This is a genomic window from Actinocrinis sp., assembly GCF_035650855.1.
Classification (GTDB): Bacteria; Actinomycetota; Actinomycetes; order Streptomycetales; family Catenulisporaceae; genus Actinocrinis.
The window spans coordinates 1-13,693 of record NZ_DASRGV010000325.1; the positions used below are offsets into that span (position 1 = coordinate 1).

Annotated in this window: 13 protein-coding genes; 5 read left to right on the top strand and 8 right to left on the bottom strand. The window is 70.5% G+C overall.

Features of this window, described 5'->3' with window-relative positions; genetic code table 11:
- The first annotated feature begins 293 nt into the window (after positions 1-293).
- Positions 294-2,099, top strand: coding sequence for a serine/threonine-protein kinase (locus VFB40_RS23225; protein WP_324854109.1), 1,806 nt, complete (start codon positions 294-296; stop codon positions 2,097-2,099).
- Between the two features lie 90 nt (positions 2,100-2,189).
- Here the strand turns inward: VFB40_RS23225 and VFB40_RS23230 are convergent, their stop codons facing one another.
- On the bottom strand, positions 2,190-3,233 hold the full coding sequence (locus VFB40_RS23230; protein WP_324854111.1) for an esterase/lipase family protein: 1,044 nt from the start codon (positions 3,231-3,233) through the stop codon (positions 2,190-2,192).
- 174 nt (positions 3,234-3,407) lie between these two features.
- Complete coding sequence (locus VFB40_RS23235; protein WP_324854113.1) at positions 3,408-4,811, bottom strand: NAD(P)/FAD-dependent oxidoreductase; 1,404 nt, start codon at positions 4,809-4,811, stop codon at positions 3,408-3,410.
- 341 nt (positions 4,812-5,152) lie between these two features.
- Here VFB40_RS23235 and VFB40_RS23240 point away from each other — a divergent pair, with 341 nt between their 5' ends.
- A complete protein-coding gene (locus VFB40_RS23240) occupies positions 5,153-5,380 on the top strand; it encodes a hypothetical protein (protein WP_324854115.1) in 228 nt (75 codons plus the stop codon).
- A 78-nt stretch (positions 5,381-5,458) separates the two neighbouring features.
- Positions 5,459-6,025: a hypothetical protein gene (locus VFB40_RS23245; RefSeq protein WP_324854116.1), complete on the top strand. Its 567-nt coding sequence runs from the start codon at positions 5,459-5,461 to the stop codon at positions 6,023-6,025.
- 32 nt (positions 6,026-6,057) lie between these two features.
- Here VFB40_RS23245 and VFB40_RS23250 read toward each other — a convergent pair whose 3' ends face one another.
- The 4 genes from VFB40_RS23250 to VFB40_RS23265 all read right to left on the bottom strand — a co-directional run bounded on the left by VFB40_RS23250 (position 6,058) and on the right by VFB40_RS23265 (position 9,850).
- Positions 6,058-6,834, bottom strand: coding sequence for an ABC transporter permease (locus VFB40_RS23250; RefSeq protein WP_324854118.1), 777 nt, complete (start codon positions 6,832-6,834; stop codon positions 6,058-6,060).
- A complete protein-coding gene (locus VFB40_RS23255) occupies positions 6,831-7,889 on the bottom strand; it encodes an efflux ABC transporter ATPase subunit, DrrA-related (protein WP_349261607.1) in 1,059 nt (352 codons plus the stop codon). The genes VFB40_RS23250 and VFB40_RS23255 overlap by 4 nt, the downstream gene beginning before the upstream one ends.
- A gap of 103 nt (positions 7,890-7,992) precedes the next feature.
- Positions 7,993-8,766: an MHYT domain-containing protein gene (locus VFB40_RS23260; RefSeq protein ID WP_324854123.1), complete on the bottom strand. Its 774-nt coding sequence runs from the start codon at positions 8,764-8,766 to the stop codon at positions 7,993-7,995.
- Between the two features lie 205 nt (positions 8,767-8,971).
- Positions 8,972-9,850: an EamA family transporter gene (locus tag VFB40_RS23265; RefSeq protein WP_324854125.1), complete on the bottom strand. Its 879-nt coding sequence runs from the start codon at positions 9,848-9,850 to the stop codon at positions 8,972-8,974.
- Positions 9,851-9,971: 121 nt separating this feature from the next.
- Here VFB40_RS23265 and VFB40_RS23270 point away from each other — a divergent pair, with 121 nt between their 5' ends.
- Positions 9,972-10,400, top strand: coding sequence for a TIGR03667 family PPOX class F420-dependent oxidoreductase (locus tag VFB40_RS23270; RefSeq protein ID WP_324854127.1), 429 nt, complete (start codon positions 9,972-9,974; stop codon positions 10,398-10,400).
- Positions 10,397-10,924, top strand: a complete 528-nt coding sequence (locus VFB40_RS23275) for a hypothetical protein (protein WP_324854129.1) — start codon at positions 10,397-10,399, stop codon at positions 10,922-10,924. The genes VFB40_RS23270 and VFB40_RS23275 overlap by 4 nt, the downstream gene beginning before the upstream one ends.
- Positions 10,925-10,960: 36 nt before the next feature.
- Here the strand turns inward: VFB40_RS23275 and VFB40_RS23280 are convergent, their stop codons facing one another.
- Complete coding sequence (locus VFB40_RS23280; protein WP_324854131.1) at positions 10,961-13,438, bottom strand: HAD-IC family P-type ATPase; 2,478 nt, start codon at positions 13,436-13,438, stop codon at positions 10,961-10,963.
- Between the two features lie 131 nt (positions 13,439-13,569).
- Entirely contained in the window at positions 13,570-13,689 is a 120-nt protein-coding gene (locus VFB40_RS23285) for an RICIN domain-containing protein (RefSeq protein ID WP_324854133.1), read from the bottom strand.
- Positions 13,690-13,693: the final 4 nt, after the last annotated feature.

Sequence of the window (13,693 nt, forward strand, 5' to 3'; positions counted from 1 at the left end):
GGACGGCAAGTGGCTCTTCTACGTCGATGACATCAGCAACAACATGAGCGCTGTCGGCCCGCTGCGCAACAGCGGCACCGGCAACTACTGGGGCGGCTACAACTACAGCCAGAGCTACATGAACAACTACAACACCATGTACGGCTCGCACAGCTGACCCAGCGCCGGACCGACGGTCCATCTGAAATACCCACAACGTCCCGCGCCGGTGCCGCACACCGGCGCGGGACGGCCTGAGTAAGAGCCCTGTCCCGAACCCACGCATCCGCAGCGAGCCCGACCAGGGGGGACCTGTGACCAGCACCGACCACCACTACTCGCAGCAGATCGACGAAGGAGCCCTGATCGCGGGCCGTTACCGGCTCTCGCGCTGGCTCGGCCTCGGCGCGATGGGCGAGGTGTGGGCGGCGCGGGACGAACGGCTGAGCCGGGACGTCGCGGTCAAGCTCGTGCTCGGCGACCCGAGCGCCGATCCGGAGACCGCGGACCGGTTCACCCGCGAGGCGATCGCGGTGGCCCGGATCACCCACCCTAACGTGGTCGCGGTCTACGACCAGGGCGAGTACCAGCGGCACCAGTTCGTCGTGATGGAGCTGGTCACCGGCTGCAACCTGGACGAGCTGCGCGGCGGGCGCCCGATGCCGATCGGCGCGGCGCTGGCCATCGGAGTGCAGATCAGCCGGGCGCTTGAAGCCGCGCACGAGGCCGGGGTGCTGCACCGGGACATCAAACCGGCCAACATCATGGTCAGCCACGACGGCATGGTGAAGGTCCTGGACTTCGGCATCGCCGGGTTCCTGCAGGGCGCCGGGTTCACCGAGCGGCTGACCCGCACCGGCGCCAACAGTCTCGGCACCCCCGCGTATACGGCCCCTGAGCGCATCATGGGCGGCCAGGCGACCGTGCAGTCCGACCTCTACTCGGTCGGCTGCATCCTCTACGTCCTGCTGACCGGCCTGCCCCCGTTCCCGGCCGACGACAGCCTGACCATTCTGCACCGCCACCTGCACGACGAGCCGACCGCGGTGCGGCACTGGCGGCCCGAGGTGGCCCCCGAGATCGACCAGCTGGTGCTGTGGCTGCTGGCGAAGGAGCCGGCCGCGCGGCCGGCCTCCGCGGCGATCGTGGCCGGCCGGCTGGAGTCGCTGGCCATGGCTTACCCGAACGCCAGCGCCGACGCCGCCCACGAGCAGACCCTCGACGAACTGTTCGGCGCGACCACGGCCACCCAGATGGTGCCGCTCGTCGAACTGGACCTGGAGCAGGACGACACGCCGGACTTCGGCCTCGCCGCACTGCGGGAGCGCAACGGCGAGGACGGCGGCAGGCCGAGGCCGCGCGGCGAGGGCCGCGACGGCAATCGGGGCGGCGGTCGCGGCGGGTCGAAGAAGGACGCTGACGGCGGCTACGTGAAGACCGCGCGCAAACGGCGCGCGCCGGCCGCCTTCCTGGTGGTCAGCATCATCGCCGGCCTGACCCTCGGCGTCGTGCTCAGCCGCCAGGCCATGACCGGTCACGGCAGTGTGATCGGCGCGATGCCGAGCGCCGACGCGCCCAAGGCGACGATGCAGACCCCTGCGATGACCGGCGGCAGCCAGGCCGCGAAGCCCGGAACGGGAACGGGCGGCGGGGCAGGTGCCGCCTCGGCGATGCCCTCCGCCTCCGGGATGGGCATGGCCGGCACCGGAGGTACCGGCGCCACCACGGGTACGACCTCGAAGACGACGAACCAGGGCACGATGTCGACGGTCACGCCGCCCGCGCCGATCACGCCTTACCTGCGTTACACCGCGGCCGCGCCCGGCAACGGCGGCTGCACGAAGCTGGCCCCCGGGCAGTTCGAGTGCACCGTGGGCGGCACCATGGGCGCGCTGGTGTTCCAGGCGGGAACGCTGAACCAGTCGGGCACGATCGGCTCGGGACCCCAGCCGTTCTACTGCCAGTCCTCCGGCGCCGAGCACACCTTCAAGAACCTGCGCAACCACTGGTGGGCGTGGACCGAGTCGGCGCAGGGCACCTTCGGCTGGGTATCAGCGATCGACCTCAGCGGCGGCGCCAACGACCAGCCGGAGCCCGGCCTGCCCTTCTGCGGCACCTGAGCCCGCGCCGGACGAACGCGACCCCGGCCCGCAGCGCGCGGATACCACGCGCTGCGGGCCGGGGCCTTTCTTGTGTCGCCGCCGCTTCGCTCAGCCGCCGAGTATCGGAAGCACCAGCGTGCAGCCGACCGCCACGTGATGCGCCGGATCGAGGGCGTTGAGCACGTCGTTCAACGCCATCGGGTCGTAGATGACGGCCAGGTGATCGGCGAAGTCAAGGCCGCATTGGTTCTGCAACGTGATGTTGGTGACCGAGGGCCCCGACAGGAACTGCGTCGTGTACGGCGTGACGACTTCGTCGTACTTGGTTGAGATGACTGTGTAGCGCACCCCTGACGCGGTGTCGCCGCCCGCGTTGAGGTTGGCCAGGAACGACGAACCCACGGCCTGCTCCGTGCACGCCGCGCAGAGCGAGCCGAGGAAAGACGACCCACCGGGGAACGCGGACAGCAGGCCGAACAGGCCGTCCAGGGTCGTGCCGTGGTTGGACGGAGAGAGCCCGACCAAGGCGTCGACCTTCGCGGCGCCGCCGAGGAAGTCGAGGTAGTAGCGCGGCATCATGCCGCCCTGGGAGTGGCCGACGATGTCCACCTTCGCCGCGCCGGTCGCGGCCAGGACCCGGTCGACGAACGCGGACAGCTGCCCGGCGCTCGCGGCGATCTCCTGGTAGCCCTGGAACAGGCTGCCCGAGGCGCCGCCGTAGTTGAGCGCGAAGACGCAGTAGCCGTGGTCGGCCAGCAGCGGGGAGAGGGCTTGCCAGGAGTCTGTCATGTCGCCGAACGTGCCGTGCACGAGGACGACGGGATACGGATGCGTCGCAGTGGGCTTACAGCCGAAGTCGTTCGAGCCGGGCGGTGAGGCGCCGGGCGTGAACAGTTCGGCGGTGATCCCGGCCGCGAAGCTGTAGACGACGGGGTAGTTGGCGGACGCCGTGGCGGGTCCGGCGGCGGTGGCCAGGCTGGTCGTACCGACGACGGCGGCGACCGTGAGCGCGGACAGCGTTGTTCGAGAGAGCGTTGTCCGAAACAGCGTCGATCGGACTCGCCGCGCGGGGCGGGTACGTCGGTCGGCGCGACGCTGCGCCGGTGGAGCTGAGACAGGGGGCTGCGAAGGGTGTGGGTGGGCCGGAGCCATGGAGTCCTCCGTGACAGGACAGGAAATGCACGGAGCCGGTCGCGGCATTGCGACCGTCACAGCTACCGGCCGGTAGTATTACTGGACGGTAAGTGAGCCTTGTCACACTGACAAGGGCTTTGCGTAGATATTAATTGACGTAACGGAAATAGCCGGGTAACCCGCGCCGAGCGGCTACTGCACGCTGGCTCTGGTCTCCGCCTCGATCACTTCCTGGGCGGCGCGCTGCTCCATCGCGGTGCGCGCGAAGACCTGCTGCGCGGTGACCGCGCGCTCGGAGCGGCCGCGGCCGACGAAGCTGACCGCCCAGTGCATGACCGTGGTCACCCGATGCTTGAAGCCGACCAGGTACATGAGGTGCACCACCAGCCAGAGCAGCCACGCGACGAACCCGCTGAGCCTCAGCTTGCCGATGCTGGCCACGGCGTTGAACCGGGAGACCGTCGCCATGCTCCCCTTGTCGTGGTAGTGGAACGGCTCGCCCGCCGGCTTGCCCTCCAACCGCAGCTGGATCTGGCGCGCGGCGTGCCGGCCGCTCTGGATGGCGACCTGCGCGACGCCCGGCAGGTTGTCCAGCGCCATCAGGTCGCCGACCACGTACACGTTCGGGAATCCGGGCAGCGAGCAGTCCGGGTTCACCTTCACCCGGCCGGCCCGGTCCACTTCGGCCCCGGCGTGGTCGGCCAGAATCCGGCCGAGCGGGGAGGCGGAGACGCCCGCCGCCCAGATCTTGGTCAGCGCCTCGATCCGCTCGTGCCCGCCGTCCTGGGTCTTGATCTCGATGCCGCCGGCGTCGAGGCCGACCACCATCGCGCCCAGGTGGATCTCGACGCCGAGCTTGCGCAGCCGGTCCGCGGCCTTGGTGGAGAGCGGATCGCCGAAGGCGGGCAGCACCATCGGCGCGGCGTCGAGCAGCACGATGCGCGCCTTGCGGGTGTCGATCCGGCGGAACTCCCCCACCAGCGCGCGGTGGGCCAGCTCGGCGATCTGCCCCGAGATCTCGACCCCGGTCGCCCCGGCGCCGACCACGACGAACGTCAGCCGCCGGCGCTCCACCTCGGGGTCGGGCTCCAGTTCGGCCAGCTCGAAGGCGCCGAAGATGCGGCCGCGCAGCTCGAGCGCGTCGTCGATGCTCTTGAGGCCGGGGGCGAACTCGGCGAACTGGTCGTTGCCGAAGTAGGACTGCGTGGCCCCGGTCGCGACGATGAGGCTGTCGTACTCGACGTGGAACAGGTCGCCGCGGCCGGGCGCGCGCGCGGTGACCTTGCGGGCGCTCGGGTCGATGTCGGTGACCTCGCCGAGCAGCACCCGCACGTTGCGCTGCCTGGCCAGGATCTCCCGGGTCGCCGGGGCCACCTCGCCCTGGGAGAGGATGCCGGTGGCGACCTGGTACAGCAGCGGCTGGAACAGGTGGTGCGGAGTGGCGGCGACCACGGTGACCTGTACGTTCGCGTGCCGCAAGGCGCGGGTCGCGAACAGGCCGCCGAAGCCGGAGCCGATGATCACGACCCGGTGGGTGGCGCCCCCGTCAATCGGGTATCCGGTCTCATCGGTCAAGGGGCGTGTCTCATCAGTCATGCTCAGCCTCCCAGCTTCTACCTGCCCGACGCGTGACCTCCGCCAGTGCACCCAGACGTACCCATCACCACCAAACCCACACCAGAGCATCGGCCGCGTCAAGCCAAAGCCGCCATGCGGTGTTCCGGCCGCGATGAACGGACCCTGATTCGACTGCGCGGCGCGGCGGTGCGCTGGCCGCTTTCCGGCGAACGCGGACCTCCCTTCTGGTGCCGAACGCGCGAACCGGAACGGGTGCGCCGTTCTGCTACGCTCGCGATGATGTGCCCGGTGTCAGGACGATTCGTCCCCGCCGGGACGGGGTCTCCACGAGGTCTCTAGGGGGTGGCGCGGTGGCTGCCGTGCTCACTGGCAACGGCGTCTTCCGGTTTCCGCTTCGCCGGCTCGGCCACGGCGGTTTCGGACACGGGTTCTTCCACCACCTGGCCTGGCACGCACTGTGGCGGTTCAGCCTCGGGTCCTTCTTGATCTGGATCGTGGTACTGCTCGTCGTCGCGCTGGTGGTGCGGCGGCTGGTGTTTCGGCGCCGCACCGGCACGCCGTGGCGCGGGCCGTCCGACCGGTTCTGACCAGCCGTCCGGCGGCTGGTCCCAGGCGTCACACCGAACCGGCGAACGCGGGCCGGTACCAGGCGTAGCCTCGGCCTGGTGAGCGAGTTTTACGAAGCCCGCATCCGCGCCGAGTGGCCGGACTGGACCTTCGGCGCGCACCAGGCCGCCGCGCGCGCCGCGGCGGCCGAGGATCTCGTCGCGCTGCGCCGCCGCTACCCGGACCTGACCGCGGACGAGCTCGCCCGGCTCGCCGAGTCTTGGCGGCCGGACCGCGCGTCGGGCCCGTATTTCCCGTTCACCGCGGCGCCGGCCGAGCCCAGCGGCGCGGTGGCGCACAACGGCGGCGAACCCGGCCTGATCACGGTCAGCGCCACGTTCGTCAAAGCCCTTATGCGCGAGTTGCAGACTCAGGCCCCTGCCGCGCTCGCCGCGTTGCTGGACCGCTGGGCCGAGCAGCGGCGGCACGCCGAGCGCGCGGGCACCCGCCGCATACCGGCCAAGCCCCCGCGGGTGGCGCTGGTCCTCCCCCGCGACGAGTCCCGCTGGCCGGCCGAATCCTGGCCGAGCCTGTCCGCCCTCGACCTGGAAGCGCCCGAGTTCGACGGGACGGCGCTGCACTGGGACGCCGAGTCAGCTCTCTGGCTCGCCCTGCCGTTCAGCTGAGCCGCGGCCGGCGGCTGCAGCCGGCGCCGGTATCAGGCGCTTTCGATTTGGAAGCGGCGCACGCCGAGCATGATGCAGACGATCGCCAGGCCGAGGCTGATCAGGCTGCCCCAGAGCACCGTGAGGTCCGCGTAGTTGCCGACGAAGACCTCGCGCATCGCGTCGACGACGTAGCGGAACGGGTTGATCCGGGACAGGTAGTACAGCCAGCTCGGCGCGGACTGGCGGGTGATCGGCAGCAGGATGCCGGACAGCAGCAGCACCGGAACGGCCACCGAGTTGAGCAGCGGGGCGAGCGAGTCCTCGCTCTTGAGCGCGAGGCCGACCGCGTAGGACAGCGAGGACATGCTGATCGCGAGCACGGCGATGAACGCGAGGGCGAACAGCACGCCGCCGATCGGCGCGCGCAGGCCCATGACCAGGCCGGTGAGGACCAGGATCGCCGACTGGACCAGCAGCGCGATCATGTCCCGCAGCACCCGGCCGAAGAGCAGCGCGAAGCGGCTGACCGGGGTCACCCGCATCCGCTCGATCACCCCGGCGCGCCACTCGGCGATGATCGCGAAGCCGACGAAGAGGCTGCCGAACAGGCCGAGCTGCACGAGCAGGCCGGGCACGAAGATCCGCCAGGCCTGGTCCGAGGAGGCGCCGGGAGCGCTGACGAAGTGCTTCACCAGCGGCCCGAACAGGGCGAGGTACAGGATCGGCTGGATGACCCCGATGATCAGCCACGCGGGGTTGCGCAGCGAGAGACGCAGTTGCCTGCGGAAGATCAGCCGGGTGTCTCGCAGGGTGCTGGCAAGGCTCATCGGGGGCTCCCGGTCACGTCGCTCGGGGCGGAGTCGGCCGCAATCGCGGCATCGTCCGGACTGCCGTCCGCGTCACCGGGTTGCGGCGGCGCGCCGGAGCCGGGGCTGTCGTCGCGCAGCGAGCGGCCGGTGAGCGTCAGGAACACGTCGTCGAGGGTCGGGCGGGCCAGCTGGATCGACGCGATGGGCGCGGCGGCCGAGTCGAGCGCGCGCATGATGCCCATCAGCTGCTGGCCGCCGGCGTCGACGATCACGCGCAGCGTCTTGCCGCTCAGCGTGGCGTCCCGCACGCCCTCGACGTCTCCCAGCGCCGACTGCGCCTTCTCGCCGTCGCCCTCGCCGGCCAGCTCGATGGTCACCAGGTCGCCGGAGATGCGGTGCTTGAGCTCCTCGGGGGTGCCCTCCGCGACGATCCGGCCGAAGTCGATGATCAGGATCCGGTCGCAGAGCGCGTCGGCCTCGTCGAGGTAGTGCGTGGTCAGGAACACCGTGGTGTTCAGTTCGTCGCGCAGCTTGCGCACATGCGTCCACAGGTGGGCGCGGCTCTGCGGGTCGAGCCCGGTCGTCGGCTCGTCGAGGAACACCAGCCGCGGGGCGTGCACCAGGCCGAGCGCGATGTCCAGCCGCCGTTTCTGCCCGCCGGACAGGGTCTTGACGTAGCGGTCTTCGAGCCCGGTCAGGTCCAGCTGCTCCACGAGCGCGGCGCAGCGCTGCCGCGCCTCGGCCGCGCCCAGCCGGTAGAGCTCGGCCTGAGTGATCAGTTCCTCGGCGACGGTGCACGCGCCGTCGGTACCGCCGGTCTGCGCCACGTACCCGATCCGCTTGCGCACCTCGGTCGGCTCGCGCAGCAGATCCGCCCCGGCCACCACGGCGGTGCCGCCGCTGGGTTCCAGCAGGGTGGTCAGCATGCGCAGGGTGGTGGTCTTACCTGCGCCGTTCGGGCCGAGGAAGCCGACGATCTCGCCGGCCCGCACGGTCAGATCGAGCCCGCGCACCGCCTCCACCGTGCCGCGCTTGGTCTTGAACGTCTTGGCCAGGCCGGTGACCTCGATCATCGCGGCGGCGCCGGGTGAGTCCGCCAACGGGGGCCTCCTGGGGCGGCGGGTGCTGGGTGGGCGAGCGCAGTACAAACTACGGCACCGCGCCGACAAGCACCGGCTAGTTGTTGCGCTCGGCGAGTTTCTGCAGGTCGGCCCGGATCTCGGCCTGTTCGAGCAGGTCCTGCTCGGTGGCCGCGAGACCGACCACGAACAGGATGACGACGGTGGTCAGGCTGATTCCGCCGATCAGCGGTTCGAGCAGGGAACTCGAGGTCATGCCGGACGCGGTCTGCGCCGGGGCCGAGTAGACCAGCATCGCCGCGATGCCGGTGTAGTGCATCCCGGTCACGGCGACGCCCATGATCATGGCCGCGCCGATGGTGGCGAAGATGCCGCGGATGTTCATGGCCGCCCACAGCGCCGCGGCGGCCGCGACCACGGCGATCGCCACCGAGGCGAGGACGATGAGCGGCCGGTAATGCACGCTGGCCGGCATACGCATCGCGGAGATGCCCAGGTAATGCATGCTGGCCACGCCGATACCGGTGACGAATCCGCCGGTGGCGAGCGCCGTCAGACTGGCGCCTCTGGCGACGGCGATCGCGAGGCCGATTCCGACGACGACGATCGCGATGAGCATGCTGATGATCGTCGTGGTCAGATCGTACGTGATCTGAATCCCGGTGATGCCGTAACCGAGCATCGCGATGAAATGCATGACCCAGATTCCGGTGCCGCCGATCGACACCGCGGCCAGGATGAGCCAGCGCCAGCGGATCCAGCCCGTGGTGGCCCGGGCCCGGGACATGGCGGACAGGCCGAGCGCCGAGCCGACGCAGGACATGGTGTAGGCGAGCAAAGGCGTACTCGGTCCGTTTATGTGACCGTCCATTTGCATTGCGTGCACGAAAGCCGGAAATGCGGTCGCCAACATGATGTCTCCCCCCTATTTCAGGGACCGCAGCCTATCCGGTTTAGCGAGATCGATTCAAGAGACTGATGAAATCGTCGGAGAATGTTCAGTTTGACGAAAAGCGTTGCGCAGCAAGGGAAACGCGCGTTCGACAAGCCGAATGCGCCGCATTGCCCACATTGCGTCACGCGTGCGCGATGAGCAGGATTCCAGTCACGACGCCGAGGGAGGCGAGCAGCCGGGTGCGGCCGAAGCGCTCCCGGAACAGGACGGTCCCGATCACGCAGCCGATCAGGATCGAGGTCTCGCGCAGCGTAGCCACCCCGGCGAGGGTGCCGCGCGTCTGCGCCCACAGCACCAGGCTGTACGCGCTCATCGCGACCACTCCCCCGAGCAGGCCGCGCCGCACGTCGGCGCGGAAGATCCCGGGGAACCGGCCACGCCGCAGCGCCGCGGCGATCAGCACGACGCCGACGCCCTGGCCGAGGAAGGTCCATCCGGCATATCCGAGCACTGACCCGGAGCGCCGCACGCCGAGCCCGTCGACGATCGTGTACGCGGCGATCGTGCAGCCGGTGGCTACCGCGGCGCAGACGGCGGCCAGGTCCTCGCGCCGCGGCAGCCCCTCGGCGAACGACAGCACGAGCAGCCCGGCGCACACCACCGCGACGCCGAACAACTGAGCCCATGACGTGCGCTGCCCGAGCACGAGCGTGGCGAACAGCGCTACGAGCAGGGGCGAGGTGCCGCGGGCGAGCGGATACGTCCTGCTGAAGTCGCCGTAGCGATACGCGAGCACCAGTCCGTACGAGTACGCAGTCTCAAGGACGATCGAAGCCGCGATGAAGGGCCACGCGGCGCGGGCCGGCGGAGAAGCGAGCAGCAGCAAAGGCAGTGTGCAGCCGATGGAGGCGAGGCCCATCAAGGTGATCGTCGCCACGCGGTCCCGAGCCGAGTGGGTGAGGGCGTTCCACGAGGCGTGTAAAAGGGCTGACCCGAGGACCACGGCGAGCACGACGGCGCCGCCGGTGGCGGAGGGGGCGGCTGCCGCGGCGGGCGTCATAAGCGCACCATAGCGGAGGCTATTACCGCGCAGGAGGTGTTTGCGCTCGGCGGGTGATCGGAGCACGGCCGCGAACGACGAAGTGACGCCTTGCGGGAGCGGACGTCGTAGGCTGCCCTGCATGGCGACCGAAGTGCTCCCCGACCCGTCCACCCCCTTCGGCAAGCGTGTGCGTGAACGGCTCGCCGAGGAGATCGTGCTGTGGCTGACCACGGTCGGCGCGGACGGCACCCCGCAGCCCAACCCGGTGTGGTTCCTGTGGGAGGGCGAGGACACGATCCTGATCTACAACCGCGCGGACGCGAACCGGCTCGCCCATGTCAGGGCTCGTCCTCGGGTGTCGCTGAACTTCGACGGCAACGGCCGCGGCGGCGAGATCGTCGTGCTCACCGGCGACGCCGAGGTGCTGGAGGACTTTCCGCTGGCGCACGAGTACCAGCCCTACGTGGAGAAGTACACCGCGGACATGCGGCGCGTGTCCGGCGATGCGGAGGCCTTCGCGCGTAGGTACCCGGTCGCGATGCGCATTCGGATCACCCGCGTGCGGTGAGCGGCGTGGAAGGTGACGGCCGACTGCGGCAGCTGTATCGCGAGCAGGTGACGACGCTCGCCGACCTCGCGGCGCAGGCCGCCTCGCTGCAGCCGGGCGCGGACGCCGCGATCGCGCAGTGCGGCGGGGCGTGGCCGGTGCCCGACGCGGCCGCCCTCGAGCTCGGCCGGCTCTCGCGTTCCTATTCGCAGCTGTACGAGCGGCTGCTCCGCTTGGAGATCGACCAGGAGCTGACCGAGCGGCGCAATGAGCTGCGCAGCCTGCTCTCCTATCACCTGCACATGCTGCGCGACGCCGGCGACCTGGCCTTTTCCGGGCGGCACGACGAGCGGACGGAACCGTTCCGCAGGGAGCTCGCGGAGGGGCTCGGTTCGTACGCGACGCGGTTGCTGCACCTCGCGGCCGAGCTGCGCACCTGCGCCAGGGCCGCCGAGGATCAGTCGGCTGATTTCACCAGGCCGTCGGGCGGCGTGTTCGAGCTCGATGACGTGTATTTGCACGGTGACGGGCCGCAGGACGAATAGCCGAAGCCGTGCCCTCCGGCTCGCCGCTAGCCGCCGCTAATCGCCGCCGTCCGGCACCGGCATACGCGCCGTGCGCCGCACGTCGAGGCGCCAAACCACCTCCAGCGCCACCGCCGCGCAGCCGGCCACGGCGAGCGCCGTGAGGGTCTGCTGCCAGCCGCCGAAGTGCAGGTCGAAGACGCGCCGACCGGCGGGCAGCAGCGCGACCAGCACGAACCCGCCGGCCATCGCGCCGATCAGCGCCGCCTTCCACCACGCGAACGGCCGCGCCACCAGAGCCAGCACCCAGATGCCCACCGCGAACAAGGTGACCATCGCGCTGGTCTGCTCCACCGCCAGCTGCGCGCCCGGCTCGAGCCGCGCCAGGTAGTAGGAGATGAACGAGGCCGCGCCGGCGATCAATCCGGCCGGGATCGCGAAGCGCAGCACCCTGGCCACGAACCCGGACCTGGCCCGGCTCAGATTGGGCGCGAGGGCGAGGAAGAAGGCCGGCGTCCCGATCGTCAGCGTGCTGATGAGGGTGGTGTGCCGCGGCAGGAACGGGTACGGCAGCCGCGCCACGCCGACCAGCACCACCATCAGGAAGGACTCGAAGGACTTCACCAGGAACAGGTTCGAGACCCGCTCGACGTTGCCGACCACGCGCCGGCCCTCGGCGACCACCGAGGGCAGCGTCGCGAAGCGCTCGTCGAGCAGCACGATCTGCGCCACCGCGCGCGCCGCTCCCGAACCGGAGCCCATGGCGACCCCGATGTCGGCGCTCTTGAGCGCCAGCACGTCGTTGACCCCGTCGCCGGTCATCGCGACCGTGTGGCCGCGGGACTGCAGCGCGGCCACCATCTGCTGCTTCTGCCGCGGGGTGACCCGGCCGAAGACCGAGTTGGCCTCGACCGCCGCGGCCAGCGCTTCCGGATCTTCCGGCAGGTCGCGCGCGTCGACCGGGTGCTCAGCGCCCGGCAGGCCGAGCGAGCCGGCCACCGCGCCGACCGAGACCGCGTTGTCGCCGGAGATGACCTTGAGCGCGACCGACTGGCGGGCGAAGTACTCGAGCGTCGGCGCGGCGTCATCGCGGATCCGCTGTTCCAGGGTGACCAGCGCGACCGGCCTGACCTCGGCGCTGACCAGGTCGGCGGACCCGTCCGCGGGAAGCGGGCCGGTGTATGAGGCGAGCATCAGGACACGCAGTCCGCTCGCGCCGAGCCGTTCGGCCTGCGCGGCGGCCCCGGTGCCACGGCCGAGCACGTCCGGCGCGCCGAAGAGCCACGTGCCGCGACCGTCCGCGAAGGCCACGCCGCTCCACTTGCGGGCCGAGGAGAACGCTGCGACCGTCTGCGGCTGCCATCCGCCTGGATCGGGGCAGGCCTCGATGACCGCGGCCATCGTGGCGTTCGGCCGTTCCTCGGCGGCTCCGAGCGCGCCGAGGACGCGGCGCACATCCGGCTCCTTCTCGCCGGAGTCCAGGACTTTGACCTCAGCGAGCCGCATGCCGCCCTCGGTGAGCGTCCCGGTCTTGTCCAGGCACACCACGTCGACCCGCGCCAGCCCTTCGATCGCGGGCAGTTCCTGCACGAGGCACTGCCGCCGCCCGAGCCGCACGACGCCGACCGCGAACGCGACCGAGGTCAGCAGCACCAGCCCTTCCGGCACCATCGGCACGATCCCGGCGACCGTCCGGCTGATCCCGTCGCGGCTGAACCCTCCGGCCACGCCGGCCTGCACGACCACTTGGAGCGCGGCGGCCGGGATGAGCAGGTAGGTGAGGTAGCGCAGGATCCGGTTGATGCCGTCGCGCAGCTGGGAGCGCACGAGCGTGAACTGCTGCGCCTCGGCCGCCAGCTTCGCCGCGTGCGCGTCCGGTCCGACCCTGGTGGCGAGCATCGTGCCGGAGCCGGCGACGACGAACGAGCCGGAGAGCAGTTGATTGGCACCGTGTAGTTCGTGAGCACCGTGTAGTTCGTCAGCACCGTGTAGTTCGTTTGCCCCGTGCTGGGCGTCGCCGGGTCGCTTGGTTACCGGATCGGCCTCGCCGGTCAGCAGCGACTCGTCGACCTCCAGCGCCTCGGCTTCGAGGACCAGACCGTCTACCGGGATCTTGTCCCCGACGGCGAGCAGCACGAGATCGTCCTGTACCAGCTCCGAGGCGGCCACCTGGACCTCGGCGCCGTCCCTGCGTACGCGCGGCCGGGCCTCGCCGACGATGGCCAGTGAGTCCAGGGTGCGTTTGGCGCGCCACTCCTGCACGATGCCGATCGCCGCGTTGAACACGATCACGAAGCCGAACAGGGCGTCCTGGATCGGCGCGACCACGAGCATGATCGCGAACAATGCGCCGATCAGCCCGTTGAACCAGGTCAGCACGTTCGCGCGCAGGATCGCGGCCGCCGAGCGGCTGGAGCGGACCGGGACCTCGTTCACCCTGCCGTCCGCGACCCGCTCGGCGACCTGCGCCGCGGTCAGGCCGCGGGTGTCGAAGGGCAGCGTCGGGCTCTCTGGAAGCAGCGGCTCGATGGTCATGAGCCGAGCAGCCGGAGCCGGATCGTCACGGTCGCCATATCCAGACCCTAACCGCGGGCCGCGTCGCAGGGCGGGTCGAGTTCAACCCGCGGTGACCGGCGACGCGGCTTATCCCTCATTCGCAGTAGCGATCAGCCCTGCGACCAGAGCTGGTTGCCTCCGCCGTTACAGGTCCACAGGTCGACCGGCGAACCCGAGGCGGTCTTCTGGCCGACGACGTCGAGGCAGAGCCCGGATTCGCGGTTGGTCAACGAG